Below are 22,826 nucleotides of genomic sequence, written 5' to 3' on the forward strand. Positions count from 1 at the left end.
CGTGCCGACACCCGAGCACTCATCCCACCCGGAGACCGACCACGCCATCCACGTCCAGGACCTGGTGAAGACCTTCGGCGACACCCGCGCGCTGGACGGCCTGAACCTCGGCGCCCGCACCGGGGAGGTACACGGTTTCCTCGGCCCCAACGGGGCGGGCAAGTCCACCACCATCCGGATCCTGCTCGGCTTGCTGCGCAAAGACTCCGGCCGGGCCAGGCTGCTCGGCGCGGACCCGTGGCGGGACGCCGTGCCGCTGCACCGCAGGCTCGCCTACGTGCCGGGGGATGTGAGCCTGTGGCCGAACCTCTCCGGCGGGGAGGCCATCGACCTGCTCGGCGAGCTGCGTGGCGGGCTGAACGAGCGGTGGCGGCGCGATCTGGTGGAGCGGTTCAACCTCGACCCCGGCAAGCGGATGCGCACCTACTCCAAGGGCAACCGGCAGAAGGTGGCGCTGGTCGCCGCGTTCGCCTCCGATGTGGAGCTGTACATCCTGGACGAACCGACCTCCGGGCTCGACCCGCTGATGGAGTCGGTCTTCCAGGACTGCGTCCGGCAACTGCGGGACGCGGGCAAGACGGTGCTGCTGTCCAGCCACATCCTGGCCGAGGTGGAGCAGCTGTGCGACCGGGTGAGCATCATCCGGGAGGGGCGCACCGTGGAGTCGGGCAGCCTGGCGCAGCTGCGGCACCTCACCCGTACCGCCATCTCGGTGCAGACCGCCCGGCCGCTCAGCGGGCTGGCGGACCTGACCGGGGTGCACAATCTGCGGCAGCAGGGTGACCACGCCGAGTTCGAGGTGGACACCGCCGAGCTGGCCGAGGTGCACCGGCACCTGGCCCGGTTCGAGGTGCGCGCACTGACCAGTGCCCCGCCAACGCTGGAGGAGCTGTTCCTGCGGCACTACGGCGACGAGCTCGCGGCGGAGCCGGAGACGGCGGGTGCCCGATGAGCACGACGGCTTTCACCGCGACCCCCACCCTGACCCGGCTGGCCCTGCGCCGGGACCGTGTCCGGCTGCCGCTGTGGCTGCTGGGCATCGGCGGGCTGGTGGCGGGAACCGCAGCCAGCATCGAGGAGCTGTACCCGACGACGGCCGGGCGAATGGAGAACGCGGCGGTGCGCGCGGGCAGCGTGGCCGCGCGGGCGATCACCGGGCCCGCGCCGAACGGAACCCTCGGCGGGCTGGTCATGTCCGAGGTGCTGGTGTACGCGGCACTGCTGGCCGGCCTGCTGAACATCCTGGCCGTGACCCGGCACACCCGGCAGAACGAGGAGCTCGGCAGGACGGAGCTGGCGGGCTCGGCCGCGGTCGGGCGGCACGCCACCCTCACCTCCGCGTTGCTGGTGGCCGGAATCGCCAACCTGGGCCTGGCCGTGGTCTGCGCGCTGGCCCTGCTCGGGATCGGCCTGCCCACGGCCGGAGCGCTCGCGGCCGGGGCCGCGATCGGCACGGCCGGCCTGGCCTTCGCCGCGATCGCCGCGGTCACCGCGCAACTGGCGGAGAGCTCGCGCGGGGCGCTCGGGCTCGCCGGGGCCATGCTCGGGCTGGCCTTCCTGCTGCGTGCCCTCGGCGACGCGCTGGGCGAGGTCGACCCGGGCGGGACGACGGTGACCAGCGCGTGGCCCTCCTGGCTCTCCCCGATCGGCTGGAGCCAGCAGTTCCTGCCCTTCGGCGCGAACCGCTGGTGGCCACTGGCGGTGGCCGCCGCCTTCGCGGCCGCGGCGATCGGGCTCGCCGCCGTGCTCAGCACGCACCGGGATGTCGGCACCGGGATGATGCCGGTGCGGCGGGGCCGGATGCGCGCCAGCTCCGGCCTGCTCAGCCCGCTCGGGCTGGCCTGGCGGCTACAGCGCGGTGTGCTGTTCGGCTGGCTGGTCGCGGTGGCGGTGCTCGGCGCGGCCTTCGGCGGGGTCGGCAACCAGGTCGACGAGCTGTTCGGCAGCGAGTCCAGCGCCGAGGTGATGCGGGACCTCGGCGGCAGCGCAGGCAGCCTGGTGGATGCCTACTTCGCGGGGATGCTGGGGCTGCTCGCGGTGATCGTCGCCGCCTACCCGGTGCAGGCCGCGCTGCGGATGCGGATCGAGGAGTCCGCTGGTGGCGCCGAGTCGCTGCTGGCCACGGCGGTGAGCAGGCCGAGGTGGCTGGCCTCGCACACGATCTGTGCCGCGGGCGGCACCGTGCTGGTGCTGGCCGCGCTGGGGGCGAGCACCGGGCTGGCCTACGGCCTGACGGCAGGCGATGTCGCGGGCGAGGTGGGCGAGCTGCTCACGGCCGCGCTCGCGCAGGTGCCGCCCGCGCTGGTGCTGGTCGGCTTCGTGGTGGCGGCGTTCGGCCTGCTGCCGAGGCAAGCGGCGGCACTGTCCTGGCTGGCTTTCGCGGTCTCCCTGGTGGTGAGCCAGTTCGGCGTCCTGTTCGGGCTGCCGCAGGCGGTGCTGGACGTCTCCCCGTTCACGCACGTGCCGAACGTGCCGACCGAGTCCCTGACCGCGGCCCCGCTGCTGATCATGCTCGCCGTCGCCGCCGCCCTCACCACCGCCGGCGTGCTCAGCTTCCGCAACCGCAATCTCGCCCTGTGACACTGCAGTCAGTCAGCGGGTGGAGGGCAGGTAGCGGCGGGCGACGCTCTCCTGGCCGGGGGCGCTGGAGCGCCAGTCCGCGATCCACGGGCCGGTGCCCTCGCTCGGATCGAAGACACCCTGCTCCAGCCAGGTGTAGTGACCGTCGAGGGTCCGGCCGGTGATCCGCTTGTCCACCTCGTCGGTGTTGTTCCACAGCGCGTCGAACAGTCGCTCGATCCGCAGCCGGGCCTGCCGGCAGAAGGCGTCGGCCAGCTCGTAGGCTGACGCGCCCTCGGCAGCGTCCTCGGCCCGCTGCATCTCGGCCCGCACGCAGCAGGCGGACATGGCGAACAGCTCGGCGCCGATGTCCACGATCCTGGCAAGGAAACCCTGCCGCTGCTCCAGCGCGGCCTGCCAGCGGGCCATCCCGTAGAAGGTGGAACGGGCCAGCTTGCGCGCGGTTCGCTCGACGTAGCGCAGGTGCGGCCCCAGCTGCCCGAACTCGCGGAACGAGGTCGGCACCTGCCCCTTGCCCGCGACCAGCTGCGGCAGCCAGCGCGCGTAGAAGCCGCTGGCCTTGGCCGCAGCCTGTGCCTTGGCACGCATATCCGAGTCCGGGTCGGCCAGCGCCCCGGCCGCGGAAAGGTGCGCGTCCACCGCCTCCCGCGCGACCAGCAGGTGCATGATCTCGGTGGAGCCCTCGAAGATCCGGTTGATCCGCAGGTCCCGCACCATCTGCTCGGCGGGAACCGCCCGCTCGCCCCTGGCAGCCAGCGACGCCGCGGTCTCGTAGCCACGGCCGCCACGGATCTGCAGCAGCTCGTCGGCGACCTGGCAGGACACCTCACTGGCCCACAGCTTCGCCAGCGCCGCCTCGATCCGGATGTCGTTGCGCCCCTCGTCGCTCATATGCGCGGAGAGGTCCAGCACGCTCTCCAGCGCGTAGGAGGTGGCCGCGATATAGGAGATCTTGCCTGCCACCGCGCCGTGCTTGCCGACCGGCTTACCCCACTGCACCCGCTCGGCCGACCACTCCCTGGCGATCTTCAGGCACCACTTGCTTGCGCCTGCGCACATGGCGGGCACGGACAGCCTGCCGGTGTTCAGCGTGGCGAGCGCGATCTTCAGGCCGTCCCCCTCGCGCCCCACGACGTCCTCTTTGGACACACGCACCTTGTCGAACCGGGTGACCCCGTTCTCGATCCCGCGCAGCCCCATGAACTCGTTGCGCCGCTCGACCGTGATGCCGGGGGCGTCCGCCTCCACGATGAAGGCGGTGACCCCGCCGCGGCGCCCCTCGGTCCTTGGCACCCGCGCCATCACCACCAGCAGTTCGGCCACCACCCCGTTGGTGGTCCACAGCTTCACCCCGTCCAGCTCGTAGCCCTCGCCGTCCTCGGTGGGGGTGGCCGAGGTGGCCAGCCGGGCCGGGTCGGAGCCGACGTCCGGCTCGGTGAGCAGGAAGGCGGTGACCGCACCCTTGGCGCAGCGGGGCAGGAAGCGCTGCTTCTGCTCCGGTGAGCCCGCCAGCTTGAGCGGCTCGGGCACGCCGATCGACTGATGCGCCGACAGCAGCACCCCGATGGTCGGGTGCACCGAACCGGCCAGCATCAGCGCCTGGTTGTAGGCAACCTGGGACAGGCCGAGCCCGCCGTACTCCTCCGGGATCTTGATGCCGAAGCAGCCGAGCTCGGCGAGCCCCTTGACGTACTCGTCCGGGATCCGGGCCTCCCGCTCGATCACCGAACCGTCCAGGGTCGCGCAGTACTCGCGCAGCCGGGACAGGAAGTTCTCGGCCTTCGCGGCGGCCTCCGGCGTCGGCCGGGGATGCGGATGAACCAGGTCCAGCCGGAACCGGCCGAGGAACAGCTCCTTGGCGAAGGACGGCTTCTGCCAGCCGCTTTCCCGCGCCTCCTCGGCGACTGCCCTGGCTTCCTGCTCCGTCACCTTGGGTTGATCCGCCACGGGAACCTCCAGCAAGCCTGATCAAGAATGTGACCGCCATTACACAGTTCAGTGTTACCCATCGGTAGCCGATGCGAAACCCCCCGGTAGGCGATCAGTTGCCCGGGCCGGGTAGGCCGGGTGGACGTACGATCCGGCCTGGAGAGTGACCAGAAGGGCGACAGCGCGGATGACACCGGAACTGCCCCGGCCGGTCGGGTTCGTGCTCGGCGGCGGCGGGAGCCTCGGCGCGATGCAGGTCGGCATGCTGCGCGCGCTCGCCGAGGCCGGGATCGGCGCGGATCTGATCGTGGGAACCTCGGTCGGCTCGCTGAACGGCGCCGTGCTCGCCCGCTCAGGGGAACACTCCGCATCCGGGCTGGAGGCCATCTGGGCCAGGATGACCAGGGACGAGGCCTTCCCCGGCGGGGTGCTCAGCCAGGTGAGGACGCTGCGGCACACCAGGACGCACCTGTTCCCGAACACCGGACTGGCCGCCATCATCGACGACCACCTCGGCGCGGGCACCCGGTTCGAGGATCTCGCCATCCCGCTCGGCGTGGTCAGCACGGACGTGCACACCGGCGAGCCCGTACTGCTGCGCTCCGGTGCGCTGCGGCCCGCACTGCTGGCCAGTTGTGCCATCCCGGGGATCTACCCACCGGTGCCACATGCCGGTTCGCTGCACTACGACGGCGGCCTGGTGGCGAACGTGCCGATGCGCCAGGCGCTGGCGATGGGCGCGCGTTCGCTGGTGGTACTGGACTGCGCGTTTCCAGGGCACCTTCCGGCGCAACCCCGCACCTTCGCCGAGGTGATGATGTTCACCGCGATGATCAGCATGCGCAACCAGGCCGCACTGGAGGCGCCGATGGTCGCGGCCGAGGCGCCCGTGGTGTACCTGCCCGGCCCGGCACCGGTGCGGCTGAGCCCGCTGGACTTCGGCCGGACCGGCGAGTTGACGACGGAGTCCTACCAGGCGGCCAGCAGCTATCTGGACACGCTCGACGTCACCGGTCCCGGATTGTACGGCGGCCCCGGCGTGGTCGCCCATTAAGTGACTCGTCGGCAATTTCGCCGAGGCCGATGCTCGCGTATTTTCGTTATCGGCAAAAGTCCTTCAATAACCAAAAAAGAGACCAAATGTTTGCAAAGAGGGCATTACTTTGGGGCCTGGTCGCCTGCGTTCTCGGCACGGCAGGCTGTACGGTCGGGGTGAGCCGGAATTCGGTGCCCGCGGGTTCGGTGCGCGTTTCCATCGAGCCGGACGGCACGGCGGCGGTCAACCCGGTCACCCCGATCACCGTGCGGGCCGAGCACGGCAGGCTGACCGGGGTCACCATGACCAACACCGGCACCGGTGCCAGGGTGGACGGCACGCTGGCCCCGGACGGCACCGCATGGACGGCCACCGAGCCACTCGGCTACGCCAGCCGGTACACGGTGATCGCACGGGCCGTGGGGGAACAGGGCAAACGGATCGAACAGCACGGGGAGATCACCACGCTCGCGCCGCGGGCACGGGCCGAGCCGAACCTCATTCCGGCACCGGACTCCGTCCGCGACCAGGGGGTCGGCGTCGGCCAGCCGATCGTGTTCCAGTTCAGCCTCCCGGTCGGGGACCGGGCCGCGGTGGAGCGGCGGCTGTCGGTGGTGTCCCAGCCGGCGCAGGAGGGCGGCTGGTCCTGGATCGACGACCGGAACGTGCACTACCGACCGAAGGAGTACTGGCGGCCGGGAACCCGGCTCACGGTGGCCGCGAAGATTTACGGCGTGGATTTCGGCAACGGTGCCTACGGCGCCCGAGATCGCACGGAAACGTACCGCGTGCACGATTCCTGGATCGCCAGGGCCGATGGCACGACCGAGCAGATGCACATCCTGCACAATGGGGAGGAGGTCAAGAGCATGCCGATTTCCATGGGCAAGGACGCCACCCCGACCCATTCCGGAACGCATGTGATCTCGGCGAAGTACGAGAACTACACGATGGACTCCTGTACCTACGGCGTGTGCCGGGGCGAGCCCGGCTACTACCGCGCACGGGAGCACTGGTCCCAGCGCATCTCCGCCGACGGCGAGTTCGTGCACGAGAACCCGAACAGCGTGGCGCAGCAGGGCAACGCGAACGTCTCGCACGGCTGCGTCAACCTGGACGCCAGCAACGCCAAGTGGTTCTTCGACCACTTCGGGCTGGGCGACGTGGTGGAGGTGACCAACTCGGGCGGCCCCGAGCTGCCGGTATGGGACCGCTACGGCGACTGGTCACTGTCCTGGCCGGAGTGGCAGGCCGGTTCCGCGCTCCGGTAGGTGCCCCAAGGCATCATGGGGGCATGGACGCCGCCGAGGACCTGAACCGCGCACGCGATCTGGTGGCGGACGCCGGGCATATCGTGGCAATGACCGGAGCCGGGATCTCCACCGACTCCGGCATCCCGGACTTCCGCGGCCCGAACGGGCTGTGGACCCGCGATCCCGCCGCGGAACGGATGTCCAACCTGCGGGCCTACGTCGGCAGCAAGGAGGTCCGGGAGCAGACCTGGCAGGCCCGGCTGGTGCATCCGGGGTGGAGCGCCGTGCCCAACGCGGCGCATCACGCGCTGGTGCGGCTGGAGCGGCAGGGCAGGCTGCGCACCACCATCACGCAGAACATCGACCGCCTGCACCAGCAGGCGGGTGCCGATCCGGAGCGGGTACTGGAACTGCACGGCACCATGTTCGAGACCGTGTGCCTTGACTGCGCCGACCGCAGGGACATGCGGGAGGCGCTGGGCCGGGTGCGTGCGGGCGAGCCGGACCCACCGTGCGCGAGCTGCGGCGGGATCCTCAAGTCGGCCACCATCTCCTTCGGCCAGCAGCTGGACGCGCAGGTACTGGAGCGGGCGCGGATCGCCGCCCAGTCCGGGGACCTGATGCTGGTGGCAGGCAGCTCGCTGACCGTGCAGCCCGCCGCGGGCCTGGTCGGGCTGGCCGCGGGGGCGGGCGCGAGGGTGGTGGTGTGCAACGCGACCGAGACCCCGTACGACTCTTTTGCCGCCGCAGTGCTGCGCGGGCCGCTCGGCGAGGTGCTGCCCGCACTGGTGTGACGGCGGCCCGGACCGGCTGAGGGGTGGGCCCGGTTCCCTCTCCCCGGGCCCACCCGCGTAGCCGCCTCCGCTGTGCCGGCCAGCCCTGGTCGCACTCCGCGCCGAGCGCCGCCGGTCGATCCCCCGCGGCCGCCGGTGACGCCTGCGGCACGGTTACCCTCAGTGTCCGTCCCGAGAACTTTCCGGATCTCGAAGGTTCCGGTCCGATACCGCCCCGTCCCCTGGGCCACGGACCGAATAACGACTCTGGGTAGCCAAACTTCCGCTTTGAAGGCTACGTAAGGTCTACCTGGTAGCTCTCAGTGATGCCAGCGTTTTATCTGCCTTATCACTCGAATGGACCAGACGCAGTAACTTTCTGTGCTGATTTCCCCCGCTTCCGGTGAGGTTCGCGGCGCAGCTCGACCACGGCGAGCGCGAGGGCGCAGCCGACGAAGCCCACGGCGCACAGCATCGCCACCGAAAGCGCCGCCGGGTACCGGCCCTGTGCCGCCACCGCGTGGAACACCGAGGCGAGCACGGCCGTGCCGATCGCGGTCCCGATCCGCTGCCCCGTCTGCAACGCTCCACCCGCGACCCCGGCCAGCCCCGGCGGCACCCGTTCCAGGGTCATCGTGGTGTTCGGGGAGATCACCATCCCGCCGCCGATCCCGGCGACCAGCAACGGCAGCGCCACCGCGGCGCCCTCGCGGTCGGCAGGCACCAGTAACACGATCAGCGCGACCGCGGCCAGCCCGGTGGCGACCAGCACCAGCCCGGTGACGGTCAGCCTGCGCCGCCAGCGGGCGACCAACCGCCCGGCCACCGCGGCCGAGACCGCCGAGCCCACCGCGAACGGGGTGACCGCCAGCCCGGACTCCAGCGGGGAGTAACCGAGGCCCTGCTGGAAGAACAGCGCGAAGACCAGCCAGATCCCGGCGAAACCGCAGAAGTACATCGCGCCGAGCGAGGCACCGGTTGCGTACCCCGGCGTGCTGGTGAACAACCGGGGGTCCAGCAGCGGCGGGCACTCCCGCCGCACCCGGCGCCGCTCCCAGCACACGAAGGCGAACCCGAACACCGCGGCGAGCGGGAACATCCACCACAGCCTGCCCAGCCCGCCCTGCTCGGACTGCACCAGCGGCAGCAGCACGCCCAGTACCGCAAGGCCGAGCAGCAACATGCCGAGCAGGTCGATCTCGGCGCGCAGGCGGCGCCCCCGCGGCCGTTCCTTCGGCAGCAGCCGGGCCGCCAGCAGCACGGCAACGGCACCGATCGGCACGTTGACGAAGAACACCCAGCGCCAGCCGTCCTGCTCGCCGAACCCGGCGATGATCAGGCCGCCGAGCACCGGGCCGACCGCGGTGGAGATGCCGACCGTCGCGCCGAACAGCCCGAAGGCCTTGCCCCGTTCCGCGCCCTGGAAGAGGTCCTGGATCAGGCCGGTGTTCTGCGGGGTGAGCATGCCCGCGGCGAAACCCTGCAACAGCCGGGCCAGCACCAGCGTGACCTCATCGGGCGCGGCCCCGGCCAGCGCGCTGGTCAGCACGAAGGCGCTCAGCGCGAGGATGAACATCCGCCGCCTGCCGAGCGCGTCGCCGAGCCTGCCGCCGGAGACCAGCATCAGCCCGAAGGTCAGCGCGTAGCCGGAGACCACCCACTGCACCTCACCGCTGGTGGCGTCCAGCCCGCGCTGGATGGAGGGCAGCGCGACGTTCACGATGCTCACGTCGAGCAGGCTCATGAACCCGGCGGCGAGGGTGACCGCGAGTGCCTTCCACCGGCGCGGGTCTGGCTGCGTGGTGTCCTCCTCCGACGGGGTCAGGTCAGCTGGCCGTGATGCCAGGGATGCCCTTGAGCTCGCCCATCAGCATCGAGGAGACCTTGACCGGGTAGTCGTAGAGCGCGAACACGGTCTGCCGCTGCTTGCCGACGAGCTTGAGGTGGACCTGGGTGTCGCCCTTGTGCGCGAGCAGGGTCTGCTTGAGCTCGCTGACCACGGACTGGTCGAGTTTGTCGGCGGCGGCCAGCAGCATCAGGGGTGGCTCGTCCTCGCCGGTGTCGATGTCGCTGAGGTCGAGGGGGACCAGTCCGGCGCCGAAGACGGACATCTTGTCCTCACGCCAGTTGACCCTGCCCTTGACCACGACGGCGTTGTCCTCGGCGAGGTCGGCGGCGTAGATGGCGTAGGCCTTGGGGAAGAACAGGACCTCCAGTGCGGCGTCCAGGTCTTCCACGGTGCAGATGGCCCAGGGTTCGCCCTTCTTGTTCACCCGGCGTTCCAGCGCGGTGATCAGCCCGGAGACCACGATCTCGCCTTCCTTGGGTGGGTCGGCCAGGATGGCGGCGATCGGTTTGGGGGCGTGTTTGCGCAGGATACGTTCGGCCCCGTCCAGGGGGTGTGCGGAGACGTAGAGGCCGAGCATCTCGCGTTCGTAGCCGAGGAGCTGCTTGCGGGGGTACTCCTCGTCGCCGAACTTCAGGTGCGCCAGTGGGCTGCTGCCGGTGCCGGTGTCGGTGGCGTCGTCGCCGCCGGTGCCGAACAGGTCGAACTGGCCCATGGCCTCCTGGCGTTTCAGCGGGACGACGGCTTCCACGGCTTCCTCGTGGGCCTGGACCATGGACAGCCTGGTGTTGCCGAGTGAGTCGAAGGCACCGGCCTTGATCAGGGATTCGATCACGCGTTTGTTGCAGGCCAGGAGTTCGGACTTGTCCAGGAAGTCGGTGAAGGAGGAGTATTTTCCCTTTTCGGCTCGGGTGGAGATGATCGACTCGACCACGTTGGCGCCGACATTGCGCACGGCGCCGAGGCCGAAGCGGATGTCGTCGCCGACCGCGGAGAACCGCAGGGCGGACTCGTTGACGTCCGGGGGCAGGACCTTGATCCCCAGCCTGCGGCATTCGGAGAGGTAGACCGCGGACTTGTCCTTGTTGTCCCCCACCGAGGTCAGCAGCGCCGCCATGTACTCGGCCGGGTAGTTCGCCTTCAGGTACGCCGTCCAGTACGCGATCAGGCCGTAGCCCGCGGCGTGACTGCGGTTGAACGCGTACCCGGCGAACGGGAGGATCGTGTCCCACAGCGCCTGGATGGCCTCGTCGGAGAAGCCGCCGGGAACCAGCTCGCTGGCCCGCATCCCGGCCTGGAAGCCCTCGAACTCCTTTTCCAGGACCTCTTTCTTCTTCTTGCCCATCGCCCGGCGCAGCACGTCCGCGCGGCCCATGGAGTAGCCAGCGACCTTCTGCGCGATCTGCATGATCTGTTCCTGGTAGACGATCAGACCATGGGTGTCGGCAAGGATCTCCCGTAGCGGCTCGGCCAGCTCGGGATGGATCGGCTTGATCTCCTGCCTGGCGTTCTTGCGGTCGGCGTAGTCGTTGTGGGCGTTCATGCCCATCGGTCCGGGCCGGTACAGCGCGAGCACGGCCACGATGTCGTCGAAGCCGGTGGGCAGCATGCGGCGCAGCAGGTCCCGCATGGCACCGCCGTCCAGCTGGAACACGCCGAGCGTGTCGCCGCGCCCGAGCAGCTTGTAGGACTCCTCGTCGTCCATCCCCAGCCGGTCGAGGTCGATCTCCTCGCCGCGGTTGGCGCGGATGTTGTCGATGGCGTCGCCGATGACGGTCAGGTTGCGCAGGCCGAGGAAGTCCATCTTCAGCAGGCCGATGGCCTCGCAGGAGGGGTAGTCCCAGCCGGTGATGATCGCCCCGTCGTCCCGCTGCCACAGCGGGATCGCCTCCAGCAGCGGCTCCGAGGACATGATCACCGCACAGGCATGCACACCCGCGTTACGGATCAGCCCCTCCAGGCCCCGCGCGGTGTTGAAGATCGTCGAGACCTCCTCGTCGGTCTCGATCAGCGAGCGCACCTCGGCCGCCTCGGCATACCGCTCGTGCTCCGGATCCACGATCCCGGCCAGCGGAATGTCCTTGGCCATGATCGGCGGCGGCAGTGCCTTGGAGATCTTGTCCGCGATCGCGTAACCCGGCTGACCGTACTGCACCCGCGCGGCGTCCTTGATCGCCGCCTTGGTCTTAATGGTGCCGAAGGTGATCACCTGCGCCACCCGGTCCGCCCCGTACTTGTCCGTGGCGTACCGCACCATCTCGCCGCGCCTGCGGTCGTCGAAGTCGATGTCGATATCCGGCATCGACTCCCGCTCCGGGTTCAGGAACCGCTCGAACAGCAGCTTCTGCGGGATCGGGTCCAGGTTGGTGATACCCAGCGCGTAGGCCACCAGCGAACCGGCGGCCGAGCCGCGACCGGGACCGACCCGGATGTCCACGCTACGGGCGTAGTTGATCAGGTCGGCGACGACGAGGAAGTAGGAAGGAAAACCCTTCTGCGCGATCACCCCGAGCTCGAACTCCGCCCGGTCCACATACCCCTCCGGCACCTGCTCGGGGAAGCGCCACTCCAGGCCCCGCATCACCTCGTGATGCAACCAGGACGACTCGTCATGCCCCGCGGGCACCGTGAACCTCGGCATCCGGTCCCGGTGCGCGTACACCTCCTCATACGACTCCACCCGCTCCGCCACCAGCAGGGTCGCATCCGCCGCACCGGGAACCTCGGAATCCCAGTACTCCCGCATCTCAGCCGACGACTTCAGATAGTAGCCATCCCCATCGAACTTGAACCGGTTCGGATCATTCAGCGTCTTGCCCGACTGCACACACAACAACGCCGAATGCGAATCCGCCTGATCCTTCGTCACATAATGCGAATCATTCGTCGCCAGCGGCGTCAGCCCCAGCTCCCGCCCGATCTCCAGCAGACCCTCGCGCACCGACCGCTCGATCGGCAGCCCATGATCCATCAACTCCAGGAAGAAGTTGTCCTTCCCGAAAATGTCCCGGTAGTCCGAGGCGGCCTGCAACGCCTCCCGCTTCTGCCCCAACCGCAACCGCGTCTGCACCTCACCCGAAGGACAACCGGTGGTCGCGATAATTCCCGCCGCGTTCTCCGCGATCAACTCCCGATCCATCCGCGGCTTGCGGTAGTACCCCTGCATCGAAGCCAGCGAGGACAGCTTGAACAGGTTCCGCAACCCGGTCGCGTTCTCCGCCAGCATCGTCATATGCGTATAGGCGCCGCCACCCGAGACGTCGCCGCCCTCGCCGTACTCGTCCGCACCCCGCTGACTGCTCTGCCCCCAGAACACCGGCTTCTTGTGAAACCGCGACTCCGGCGCGATATACGCCTCAATCCCGATGATCGGCTTGATCCCGGTCTTGCGCGCCTCCTGATAGAACTGATCCGCCCCGTACATGTTCCCGTGGTCGGTCATCCCCACCGCAGGCATCCCCAACCGCGACGCCTCGGTGAACAACGGGGCGATCTTGGCCGCACCGTCGAGCATCGAGTACTCGGTGTGCACATGCAGGTGGACGAATGAATCGCTCGACACCAGCAAAAACCTCCCCTGATGTTGATCAACCGACCCACCCGGCCGGGCCTGCCAGCCTAGCCATGGCGGGCCATGGCGGACGCGGGTGCCCCCATCCTGGCCCCGGGAACGCAGCCGTGCCAGTGGCCACGCCGGACACCGGCAAGATCCGTCGATATTTGACCTAGAATTCCAGTAAAGTTAGGCTGCCGGGGTGCCCCGCACCAAGAGCTTCGAGCCGGACACCGCCGTCGATCTGGCGATGGAGGTGTTCTGGACCAAGGGATATGCCAACACCAGCCCGCAGGACCTTGTGGACGCGATCGGTATCGGCCGCGGCAGCCTGTACAACGCCTTCCACAGCAAGCATGAGCTCTACCAGCTCGCACTGCGCCGCTACCACGAGCGGGAGACCGACCGGCTGATCAAGATCCTGGACGGCGCCGGGTCGCCGACCGCGCGGGTGCGCTCCGCGCTGACCCTGGTGCTGGAGGCCGCCAGGGCGGACGAGCAACGCCGAGGCTGCATGGCCACCAACGCGGCCGTGGAGTTCGGCGACCGGGACGAGGCGGTGAACCACCTCGTGCGCAGGTCGTTCGAGCGCCAGCAGGCGGCCATGCGCAGCACCATCGAGGAGGGGCAGCGGGCAGGCGAGTTCGCGGCGGACCTCGACCCCACCTGCACCGCCCGTTACCTGCTGACCGTGACCAACGGTATCCGGGTACTCGCCAAGGCGGAGCCGGACACCGGGCAGCCGACCGACCTGGTCGAGCTGGCCCTCCGTTGCCTCCTCCCCGGCTCGACCCCATGACCCTGCCGCGATGAGCGGCCCTCATGGCAGCCGGCTTGGCGGGTTGATTTGTAACTTAAGGTAAAGAAAGGATCAGGATTGTGGATCTTCGACTGGAGGGCAGGACGGCGGTGGTCACCGGGGCCAGCAGGGGCATCGGCCTGGCCACCGTCCGCAGGCTGACGGCGGAGGGTGTGCGGGTGGCGGCCGCGGCCCGCACCGCGCCACCGGAGCTGACCGGGATCCCCGGCAGCACGGCCGTCCCGGTGGACCTGACGACCGCGGAGGGACCCGCCGAGCTCATCAGCCGCGCCACCGTGGCCCTGGGTGGGATCGACATCCTGGTCAACAACCTCGGCGGGGTTCGCAAGGGCATCACCCACGACGAGAGTTTCACCGCCATCGGGGACGCGGAGTGGCAGCGGGCGCTGGAGCTGAACCTGCTCAGCGCGGTGCGGACCACCAGGGCCGCCCTGCCCGGCATCGTGGAGCGCCGGGGCGTGATCATCAACGTCTCCTCGATCGGTGCGAGGTTCGCCCACCCACCGGTCGAGTACGGCGCGGCGAAGGCCGCGCTGAACAACGTGAGCAAGGCGCTGGCCGAGGAACTGGGGCCACGAGGCGTGCGAGTGGTCACCGTGAGCCCGGGGCCGACCCGCACCCGGAACTGGGAGGCCCCGGACAGCATGGCTGCCGACCTCGCCCGCGAGGCGGGCCTCGGACTGGACGAGTTCCTTGCCGCCCTGCCGGAACGCATGGGCATCACCACCGGCAGGCTCGCCGAGCCGGAGGAGACCGCGGCACTGATCGCATTCCTGGCTTCCCCGCACGCGGCCAACATCACCGGCACCGACCACCGCGTGGACGGTGGGGTACTCAAGACCGTGTAACCACCCACCGGGAACCCTTGACGAAGTTACCGACAAGTAGGAACTTGCTCGAATGACCGGACACACCCGCGACCCGGAGGGCCGCAGGCGGATCATCGCGGCTGCCTGGCGGCTGGTCGCCAGGCAGGGCGCGCAGGCGACCACCATGCGCGGGATCGCAGGCGAGGCGGGAGTCTCCACCGGATCGGTGACGCACTACTTCACAGACAAGGCCGAGGTGCTCACCTCCGTGCTGCGCTACAACAACCGGCGGGCCGCTGAGCGGATCGGCGCCGCCTGCGCGGGCAAACGCGGGCTCGAGGCGGTGGCGGCGACCGCGCACGCACTGGTGCCAGGGGACCAGGAACGGCTGGACACCTGGACCGTGTGGCTGGCGTTCTGGGGACATCGGCCAGCGCCGCAGAGCACCATGCGGGGCGCAGGCGCGGGATACGGGGCGCTGCGCGGCTGGCTGCGCCAGGGCTTCACCCAGGCGATCGCCGACGGGGAGATCCCGAAAAACGCCGATGTGGAACACGAGCTCGAGCACCTGCTGGTGCTGATCGGCGGGCTCGGCCTGATGACCGGCGGATCGGCCGAACTGCTCGGCGAGGTCCGGGAAAGATCGCAACGGATGCTCGCCGAGCATCTGTCCGCACTGGCCGGCAGGCTGCGAGCGCCGGGAGTAACAGCGGGATAACACAACGCTGAGCGACCAAACGTGTGCTCGTTGTGGACATCCATAGCGGTCTCTGATTGCATTGCGACGCGCTGCCGCCTTCCTGGCAGGCGGACGAAATCGGTATGCGATCAGAAAGTAGTGAGACCATGGCGACGCGGGCTCGGGAACTACTGGATCGCTCGCGGGGGCTGCTGGACCGCTCCCGCGTCGCGGCTGCCCACTTCCTCGCCGGCACCCGCCAGGAACCGGAACCGGCGCGCACGGCCCTGCCTTCCCCTCCCCCTGATCCTCCGGACAGCCCCGCGCCCGGACAGGCCACGGCCCCCGCGTCCGAGCGGACCGAAGAGGCCCTGGTCGGCATCTGCGCCAGCATCGCGCTGCGCGATCTGAACCTTGTGGACAGCCTGCTGTCCCAACTGGAACGGATGGAGGCCGCCGAGGAGGACCAGGACCGGCTGGCAGAGCTGTACCAGCTGGATCATCTGGCGACCCGGCTGCGCCGCAACGCCGAGAACCTGCGAGTGCTCGCCGGCAGGGACGCCGGTGAGAACGCCACGGAGACGGCATCGCTGGTGGACGTCGTGCGCGCGGCGATGTCCTCGATCGACAGCTACCCGCGGGTCTCCATCGGCAGGATGGTCTCGCTCGGTGTCGTCGGCTTCGCCGCCGAGGACCTGAGCAGGGTGCTGGCGGAGATCCTGGACAACGCCGCAAGCCACTCATCGCCCACTTCCTCGGTGAAGGTGAGCGCGCACCTCACCGAGCAGGGCAGCGTGCTGATGCGAGTGGAGGACGAGGGCATCGGGCTGCCGCCCGAGCGGCTCGCCGAACTGAACGACCGGCTCGAAGGCGCGCCGGTGCTCGACGACGACGCGGTGCGGCACATGGGGCTGGCCGTGGTCCGCAGGCTCGCGGGCAGGCATGACATGCGGGTCCGGCTGGACCGCAGGGTGCCGCACGGCACCACGGCGACCGTGCTGATCCCGGCCGGCCTGGTGTCCGAACTGCCGGAGGCGAGCTGGTCCGGTGCGCAGACGGTGGTGCTCCCGCCCGCCGCGCGCACCAGGGAGGAGAAGCGCGCCACGGTCGCGGCCGGCGCGGCCAGGCAACCGGGCGGTGCCGGTGGCGCGGGTGGCTCCACGGCGCGCGCGCCAAGGCCGAAACCGGTCAGCAAGCCGGCTCCCGCCGGGACCACCGCCAGCGGCCTGCCGAGGCGGGTGCCGCGCAGCATCAAGAACGCCAGCGACCTGGCCGCCTCCCCACAGCGGCAGCCGGAGCCGGACACCGACCCGGCGCGGCAGGAGGAAGGCCACCGGCAGTTGATCGACGATCTCGGTGCGTTCGCCGACGGGGAGCGGGCGGCACGCGCCGATCGGCCGGACGGTCCGGATCACGACACCAGCAGCGACGGAACAGCCGAGGAATCCCAGCAGTGACGGCAGCCAAACCCAGTACCGAAGACTTCACCTGGTTGATCAACGATTTCGTCCGCAAGGTGCACGGCGTCACGCATGCCCTGATCATGTCCTCGGACGGGTTCCCGCTGACCGCCTCCGACGAGGTCAGCGGGGACGACGCCGAGCAGCTGGCTGCGATCTCCAGCGGGCTGCTCAGCCTCGCCGCCAACAGCGCGGCGCTGTTCGAAAAGGGCTCCTGCGAGCAGATCATCATCCGGCTCACCCGCGGCTATTTCCTGTTCATGGGAATCGGTTCCGGGGCAGGGCTGGCCGTGCTGACCGGGCCCGACTGCGACATGAAGGTCGTCGCATACGAGATGACCCAGTTCGTGACCAACGCGGGCCATGTGCTGACCCCCGAGCGGCGGGCCGACCTGCGGCGCGTGCTCACCGCCCGGCGCCCGCGGCAGGCCTGACCCGAGAACCGGGACGAGGATGTGATGACCGTGTCACTGTCCGGCGAGGAGAGCCCAGTGGCCACCGAGGGTGCCGCGCAGCGGATGCGCAGCAGGCGGATCCGGCCGTACGCGCTCACCGGAGGCCGCACCCGGACCCGGCACCACCTGCTGGTGGAGACGCTGGTCTCGGTTCCGCGGTACGACCCGGCGGTCGCCGAAGCACTGATGCCGGAGTCGCGCTCGCTGTACGAGCGGGCCAGGACGCAGACCTCCATCGCGGAGCTGTCCGCGGCGCTCACCCTGCCGCTCGGAGTGGTCCGGGTGCTGGTCAGCGACCTCGCCGCGGAGGGAGCGATCTTCATCCACCCCACGGCCTACGCCTATCACCATGACCTGCACGTGCTCGAGAGGATCCTCGATGGACTCAAGCGGCTCCCTGTCTGAGGGCCTGTTCCTGAACTGGACTTCGCCACTCGAGGCCAGCGGAAGAACTCGCGCGGCGGAGCCCACGGGCGGCGAGGCCGGGCGCACGACCCGCGAAAGTGACGTGCGTGCGGAGTCCGAGCCCGGCCTCGCCGCCCGTGTCGCGAGTTCCGGAACAGGCGCTGAGGGCCTGTGCCAGCCGGACGGCGAGGCGGGTCCGCTGACGATCTCCGCCAAGATCGTCGTCGCGGGCGGCTTCGGCGTGGGCAAGACGACGTTCGTCAGCGCCGTCTCCGAGGTGCCGCCGATCAACACCGAGGCGTGGATGACCGAGGCCGGCGAGGGGGTGGACGACCTCTCCCCGGACGGGGCGAAGTCCACCACCACGGTGGCCATGGACTTCGGCCGGATCTCCCTGCATTCCGACCTGTTGCTGTACCTGTTCGGCACCCCGGGCCAGGCCCGGTTCTGGTTCCTCTGGGACGACCTCTCCCGCGGGGCGCTCGGCGCGGTCGTGCTGGTGGACACCAGCAGGCTGGACCAGTCCTTCGCGGCCATCAACTACTTCGAGAACGACTCGGACCTGCCGTTCATCGTCGCGGTCAACCTCTTCGACGGGCAGCTGCTGCACGAGCTCGAGGACGTGCGGGAAGCCCTCGCGGTCGCCCCGGACGTGCCGCTGATCACCTGCGACGCCCGCGATCCCGCCTCGACCGCGGGGGCGCTACGGGAACTGGTCACCCACACGATGTCCCTGGCCGAGCTCTCCGAGCCCGGCCGGTACGGCAGCACCGCCCCGCGTCCCAGCTACAGCGGCGCCTGACGCGGGTCGCCCGTCGGTCCCCACGAGCTCCTGGAGGGTAACCAAGCCATGCGGAAGATCCTGATCGTCGGCGCAGGCCAGTCCGGACTACAGCTCGCGCTGAGCCTGCGGGCCCGCGGCTACGACGTCACCGTCATGTCCGCGCGGACGCCCGATGAGATCCGCGGCGGCAAGGTCATGTCCACCCAGTGCATGTTCCACCCCGCGCTGCAGCTGGAGCGGGACGAGGGCCTGAACCTGTGGGAGGCGGAGACGGTCCGGGTGGAAGGGCTCGGGGTTTCGATCGCGGCCCCGGACGCGAGCAGGGCCCTGGACTGGGTCGCCAAGCTGGACGACTACGCGCAGTCGGTGGACCAGCGGGTGAAGATGGCGGGCTGGCTCGAGCTGTTCGAGGAACGTGGTGGCAAGGTCATCCTGCATGGGGTCACCACCGCCGACCTCGACTCGCTGGCCAGGATGTACGACCTGGTGGTCGTGGCGGCGGGCAAGGGTGAGCTGGTGCAACTGTTCGACCGCGTCCCGGAACTCTCGCCGTACACCGCCCCGCAGCGCGCGCTGTCCCTTGCCTACGTGCACGGCCTCGCCCCGCGCCCGGAGCACCCCGACTACTCGGCGGTGCGGTTCAACATCATTCCCGGTATCGGGGAGCTGTTCATGATCCCGGCCTACACCCTCAGCGGGAACTGCGACATCCTGTTCTTCGAGGGCATTCCCGGCGGGCCGCTGGACTGCTGGTCGGACCGGCCGGAGCCGAAGGAGCACCTGCATCGCATCCTGGGCCTGATCAAGCAGTACCTGCCATGGGAGTACGAGCGCTGCACCGAGGTCGAGCTCACCGACGAGCGGGCGACCCTCGCCGGTGGGTACACCCCGGTGGTGCGGAGTCCGGTCGGCGAGCTGCCCTCGGGCAACCCGGTGCTCGGCATGGCCGATGTGGTGGTGGCCAACGACCCGATCACCGGCCAGGGCTCCAACAACGCCGCCCGGTGTGCCGCGTCGTACCTGGACTCCATCGTCGCCCGCGGGGACCAGCCCTTCGACCGGGAGTGGATGCGCTCGGCCTTCGACACCTACTGGAGCTACGCGCAGCACGTCACCACCTGGACCAACGCCATGCTGCAGCCGCCGCCCCCGCACGTACTGGAGATCCTCGGCGCTGCCGCGGGCAAGGAGGCGGTGGCCTCCCGGTTCGCCAACGGGTTCGGTGACCCCTCGGACTTCCAGCACTGGTTCCTCGACCCGGACAAGGCGGCCGCGTACCTGGCCGGCGTCTGAACCCGGGCTCGGACCGGGCGTGGCCGAGCCGGCTGTCCCCGGCCCGCCGGTGCGCTACCCTGGCCGCGGTAAGCGGTAGTAGAGGTACTGAGGTGCTAGTGGTGACTACAGGTAAGGTTCTGCGGTTCGACGAGGTTCGCGGCTACGGGTTCATCGCGCCGCACGAGGGCGGCGAAGACGTGTTCATGCATGCGAATGACCTTCGCGATGAGAAGTATCTGTTCCAGCCGGGTACGACGGTCGAATTCCAGATCGAGGACAGCGGACGGGGGCTGAAGGCCTCCGAGGTCAAGATCGTGGATCGGGCCCCGAGCGTGGTGGTACGGCGGGAAACCTCCTCCCGCGAGGACGACGACGGCATGTGCGATGTGCTGTCCACCAGCGAGTTCCGGCAGGAGCTCACGGAGACCCTGCTGGAGTCGGTGCCCTCGCTCACCGCGGCCCAGATCATGCAGCTGCGGCAGCGCCTGGTCGAGCTGGCCAGGGCGCACAACTGGCTCGAGTCCTGACCGGAACGCGCACCGGTAGCTGACCGGCGGCCGTTCCCGCGCCGAGGCGGGCGCGGGAACGGCTGGTCCGGCGCATACTGGTGGGGTGTCCATACCGGACTGGGTCCTGCACGTCGATCTCGACCAGTTCATCGCGGCGGTCGAGATCGGGCGCCGGCCTGAGCTGCGCGGCCTCCCGGTCATCGTGGGTGGCGCCGGCGACCCGACCCAGCGGGCGGTGGTGGCCACCGCCTCCTACGAGGCCCGCGAGTTCGGTGTGCACTCCGGGATGCCGCTGCGGACCGCCGCCAAGCGCTGCCCCGACGCGGTGTTCCTGCCCTCCGATCCGCAGGCCTACGAAGAGGTCTCCGAACAGGTCATGGCCACCCTCCGGGGGTTCCCGGTGGTAGTCGAGATCCTCGGCTGGGATGAGGCGTTCCTCGGCGTGCGCACCACCGATCCGGAGGCGCTGGCGGCGGATCTCCAGCGAGCGGTCACCGCGGAGACCGGGCTGTCCTGCTCGGTGGGCATCGGGGACAACAAGCTGCGTGCCAAGCTCGCCACCGGTTTCGCCAAGCCGGCCGGGGTCTACCGGCTGACCAGGGACAACTGGGTCGCCGTGATGGCCGAGCGCCCGGTCGACGCCCTGTGGGGCATCGGCCGCAGGACCACGGCAAAGCTGGCCGAACTGGGCCTGACCACGGTGGGGCAGCTGGCCAGGGCCGATCCGGCCGACCTCGCCGCCCGGTTCGGCCCGAACATGGGCCCCTGGTACCGCACGCTCGCGCTGGGCGCGGGCGACACCGAGGTCACGGCAACCCCGTGGGTGGCGAAATCCCGCAGCAGGGAGACCACCTTCCAGCAGAACATCACCGATCGGACGGAGATCGCCAAGGAGGTCGCCGCCCTCGCCCGTCGAGTGGCACGGGACGTGACCGAGGAAGGCCGTCCCGCGGCCAGGGTCGGAGTGAAGATACGGTTCGCGCCGTTCATCACGCAGACCCGCAGCTGCACCCTCCCCGCGCCGACCAGCGATGCCCAGGCCATCGAACGCGCCGCACTCGAGGTGCTGGACCGGTTCGCGGACGCCCGTCCGGTACGGCTACTCGGCGTGCGTGCCGAGTTCGGCGAAGATCCGGCGCCGGGATGAGCGGCAGCAGCCCGCTCATCCCGGCCGCGATCACCCGCGACCTCCCTTCCAGCCGGCCTTGGCGAAGGACATCCCGTTCGCCGCCAGCGCCGCCCGCAGCCGGCTGATTCCCTTGGGCCCCATGCCGTGCAGCCGCGCGATATCCGCCTCGCGCACACCGTCGAGCTCGGCCAGCCCGCGATACCCCGCTTTGACCAGCGCGCGCAGCGCCGGGGTGCTCAGCTCGTCGGGGAAACCGAGGTCGGACCGCACGGCGGGCGGGCCCGGTTCGCCGCCTGTGCCCCGCCGTCGGGCGGGTGGTGCGGCACGGGGACCGAGCACGGGCTGGCCGCCTTTGCCGTCCCGGTAGTCGCGATCCCATGGCCAGTGCCCGCGAAGGTCCATATGCACCAGCTGCAATGCACGTACGCCGGGCCCGTACATCGCGACCGCCATGTTGAGGTGCGCACTCGGCTCGGGCAGCTCGACGACTTCGACGAGCGGTGGACTGCCCGGCAGCCGGAGCTGCTCCCCCGGCAGCGGGGTCGGGGTATGCAGGAGGCGATGGGCGACCTCGTTGAGCAGCTCGTGGCCCTGGCGCAGCGGCAGGCCGGTGACCACGAGCTCGGGTCTTTCCAGCTCGGTCAGGCCCACCGTGTAGGCCCATGGCGGGTGGATCCGGCCGGGCTCGACGCCCTGCACCGCCCAGCCTGCCCGGGCAATGATGCCGCGCAGTACCTCGAGGTAGTCACGGGTGGTCTTGTCGGGGTTGTCGCAGGCCCAGCACATGAGGTCCTCCTTCGGTCGGGTACCGCCCACTGTGCGACGGGGTACCGACAGAACGCGCCGGGGAGCGAGGACAGCGACCGCACGATTATCACGGAAAGTAACGACTGATATGAATCTTCCCACTAACGAATGAGCAAGAAGATAATTGACTGGCGAGTTCCGGCGAGTTCGCCGGTCATGGTGCGGATGAACGGGTGACTCCTACCCGATCGGGCGAAAGCGCAGGAAATCGCGGAAGTATCGCCCGCGGCGGCACACATCGGATCACCGCGGGGGTCCGTTCGGTAGGATCCGCGCCGTGGATCAGCACCTGCCGCGCTTCACCTCGGCGGAGGCGTACAACGCCGCCTACCCGGACTGCCCGGTACCGGCCGACACGCACGAGCGCAACGCCCTGCGGGCTTACCATGCGGCGATGACCGGAGTCGAGGACGACGTGACCGGCACCGGTTCCTCGCTCACCGTGGAGTTCCTGCCGGGCGGGGCGCCCGGCCCCGGCGAGCCCGACCGGACCGGCACGGTGGTGGCGAGCAACTGGGGGCGCGGCCCGATTCTGGTGCTGGCCGAGCGGGTGTCCCTGCGCGCGGCGTGGAAGGCGGTCACCGGCCGGTGGCCCGCACGGCTGTCCGAGGTGAACGCGGCGCTGCGCACGCTGTCGCTGCCGGAGAATCACTGAGCCGGATTCCGGCCCCGGCGCATCCTCGCGACCGGGCGCACATCCCCGCCGGGGTCTTCGTGAAATGAC

General features: G+C 69.9%; 20 protein-coding genes. 16 read left to right on the forward strand and 4 right to left on the reverse strand.

What is annotated here, in order from left to right; translation table 11 throughout:
- Nucleotide 1: 1 nt before the first annotated feature.
- Together KOI47_RS25740 and KOI47_RS25745 are read left to right on the forward strand one after the other, a co-directional pair.
- Nucleotides 2-952: an ABC transporter ATP-binding protein gene (locus tag KOI47_RS25740; RefSeq protein ID WP_232376252.1), complete on the forward strand. Its 951-nt coding sequence runs from the start codon at nucleotides 2-4 to the stop codon at nucleotides 950-952.
- Nucleotides 949-2,580, forward strand: coding sequence for an ABC transporter permease (locus KOI47_RS25745; protein WP_216208542.1), 1,632 nt, complete (start codon nucleotides 949-951; stop codon nucleotides 2,578-2,580). The genes KOI47_RS25740 and KOI47_RS25745 overlap by 4 nt, the downstream gene beginning before the upstream one ends.
- A 12-nt stretch (nucleotides 2,581-2,592) precedes the next feature.
- Here KOI47_RS25745 and KOI47_RS25750 read toward each other — a convergent pair whose 3' ends face one another.
- Complete coding sequence (locus KOI47_RS25750; RefSeq protein ID WP_216208546.1) at nucleotides 2,593-4,527, reverse strand: acyl-CoA dehydrogenase family protein; 1,935 nt, start codon at nucleotides 4,525-4,527, stop codon at nucleotides 2,593-2,595.
- Between the two features lie 169 nt (nucleotides 4,528-4,696).
- Between KOI47_RS25750 and KOI47_RS25755 the strand changes: the two genes are divergently transcribed.
- The 3 genes from KOI47_RS25755 to KOI47_RS25765 all read left to right on the forward strand — a co-directional run bounded on the left by KOI47_RS25755 (nucleotide 4,697) and on the right by KOI47_RS25765 (nucleotide 7,592).
- Entirely contained in the window at nucleotides 4,697-5,563 is an 867-nt protein-coding gene (locus KOI47_RS25755) for a patatin-like phospholipase family protein (RefSeq protein WP_216208549.1), read from the forward strand.
- Between the two features lie 86 nt (nucleotides 5,564-5,649).
- Nucleotides 5,650-6,816, forward strand: a complete 1,167-nt coding sequence (locus tag KOI47_RS25760; RefSeq protein ID WP_216208552.1) for a L,D-transpeptidase — start codon at nucleotides 5,650-5,652, stop codon at nucleotides 6,814-6,816.
- A 23-nt stretch (nucleotides 6,817-6,839) separates the two neighbouring features.
- Nucleotides 6,840-7,592: an SIR2 family NAD-dependent protein deacylase gene (locus KOI47_RS25765; protein ID WP_216208555.1), complete on the forward strand. Its 753-nt coding sequence runs from the start codon at nucleotides 6,840-6,842 to the stop codon at nucleotides 7,590-7,592.
- A 328-nt stretch (nucleotides 7,593-7,920) separates the two neighbouring features.
- Here the strand turns inward: KOI47_RS25765 and KOI47_RS25770 are convergent, their stop codons facing one another.
- Nucleotides 7,921-9,396, reverse strand: a complete 1,476-nt coding sequence (locus KOI47_RS25770; RefSeq protein WP_269756728.1) for an MFS transporter — start codon at nucleotides 9,394-9,396, stop codon at nucleotides 7,921-7,923.
- Between the two features lies 1 nt (nucleotide 9,397).
- Entirely contained in the window at nucleotides 9,398-12,979 is a 3,582-nt protein-coding gene (dnaE, locus tag KOI47_RS25775) for a DNA polymerase III subunit alpha (RefSeq protein ID WP_216208562.1), read from the reverse strand.
- 193 nt (nucleotides 12,980-13,172) lie between these two features.
- On the opposite strand from dnaE, the gene KOI47_RS25780 reads away from it, so the two are divergent.
- From KOI47_RS25780 to KOI47_RS25825, 10 genes are all read left to right on the forward strand, one after another.
- Entirely contained in the window at nucleotides 13,173-13,769 is a 597-nt protein-coding gene (locus tag KOI47_RS25780) for a TetR/AcrR family transcriptional regulator (protein ID WP_232376253.1), read from the forward strand.
- Between the two features lie 80 nt (nucleotides 13,770-13,849).
- Nucleotides 13,850-14,638, forward strand: a complete 789-nt coding sequence (locus KOI47_RS25785) for an oxidoreductase (protein WP_216208567.1) — start codon at nucleotides 13,850-13,852, stop codon at nucleotides 14,636-14,638.
- Between the two features lie 52 nt (nucleotides 14,639-14,690).
- Nucleotides 14,691-15,317, forward strand: coding sequence for a TetR/AcrR family transcriptional regulator (locus KOI47_RS25790; protein WP_216208571.1), 627 nt, complete (start codon nucleotides 14,691-14,693; stop codon nucleotides 15,315-15,317).
- Between the two features lie 128 nt (nucleotides 15,318-15,445).
- Nucleotides 15,446-16,735 carry a sensor histidine kinase gene (locus tag KOI47_RS25795; protein WP_216208573.1) on the forward strand — a complete coding sequence of 430 codons (1,290 nt, stop codon included), beginning with the start codon at nucleotides 15,446-15,448 and terminating at the stop codon, nucleotides 16,733-16,735.
- Nucleotides 16,732-17,172, forward strand: coding sequence for a roadblock/LC7 domain-containing protein (locus KOI47_RS25800; RefSeq protein WP_216208576.1), 441 nt, complete (start codon nucleotides 16,732-16,734; stop codon nucleotides 17,170-17,172). The genes KOI47_RS25795 and KOI47_RS25800 overlap by 4 nt, the downstream gene beginning before the upstream one ends.
- A gap of 84 nt (nucleotides 17,173-17,256) precedes the next feature.
- Nucleotides 17,257-17,598 (forward strand): DUF742 domain-containing protein, encoded by a 342-nt coding sequence (locus KOI47_RS25805; RefSeq protein ID WP_216217555.1) that lies wholly within the window; start codon nucleotides 17,257-17,259, stop codon nucleotides 17,596-17,598.
- A gap of 169 nt (nucleotides 17,599-17,767) precedes the next feature.
- The gene (locus KOI47_RS25810; RefSeq protein WP_216217556.1) at nucleotides 17,768-18,400 is read left to right on the forward strand and encodes a GTP-binding protein; all 633 of its coding nucleotides are present in this window, start codon (nucleotides 17,768-17,770) and stop codon (nucleotides 18,398-18,400) included.
- Nucleotides 18,401-18,448: 48 nt separating this feature from the next.
- Complete coding sequence (locus KOI47_RS25815; protein ID WP_216208579.1) at nucleotides 18,449-19,675, forward strand: styrene monooxygenase/indole monooxygenase family protein; 1,227 nt, start codon at nucleotides 18,449-18,451, stop codon at nucleotides 19,673-19,675.
- Nucleotides 19,676-19,776: 101 nt separating this feature from the next.
- Complete coding sequence (locus KOI47_RS25820) at nucleotides 19,777-20,184, forward strand: cold-shock protein (protein WP_216208580.1); 408 nt, start codon at nucleotides 19,777-19,779, stop codon at nucleotides 20,182-20,184.
- Nucleotides 20,185-20,269: 85 nt separating this feature from the next.
- Nucleotides 20,270-21,313, forward strand: coding sequence for a DNA polymerase IV (locus tag KOI47_RS25825; protein ID WP_216208583.1), 1,044 nt, complete (start codon nucleotides 20,270-20,272; stop codon nucleotides 21,311-21,313).
- A gap of 30 nt (nucleotides 21,314-21,343) precedes the next feature.
- On the opposite strand, the gene KOI47_RS25830 is transcribed toward KOI47_RS25825, so the two are convergent.
- Nucleotides 21,344-22,081 carry a DUF4262 domain-containing protein gene (locus tag KOI47_RS25830; RefSeq protein ID WP_216208586.1) on the reverse strand — a complete coding sequence of 246 codons (738 nt, stop codon included), beginning with the start codon at nucleotides 22,079-22,081 and terminating at the stop codon, nucleotides 21,344-21,346.
- A 298-nt stretch (nucleotides 22,082-22,379) separates the two neighbouring features.
- Here KOI47_RS25830 and KOI47_RS25835 point away from each other — a divergent pair, with 298 nt between their 5' ends.
- Nucleotides 22,380-22,757 (forward strand): hypothetical protein, encoded by a 378-nt coding sequence (locus tag KOI47_RS25835; protein ID WP_232376254.1) that lies wholly within the window; start codon nucleotides 22,380-22,382, stop codon nucleotides 22,755-22,757.
- Nucleotides 22,758-22,826: the final 69 nt, after the last annotated feature.

The organism is Amycolatopsis aidingensis (genome assembly GCF_018885265.1).
In the GTDB taxonomy this organism is placed as follows: Bacteria; Actinomycetota; Actinomycetes; order Mycobacteriales; family Pseudonocardiaceae; genus Amycolatopsis; species Amycolatopsis aidingensis.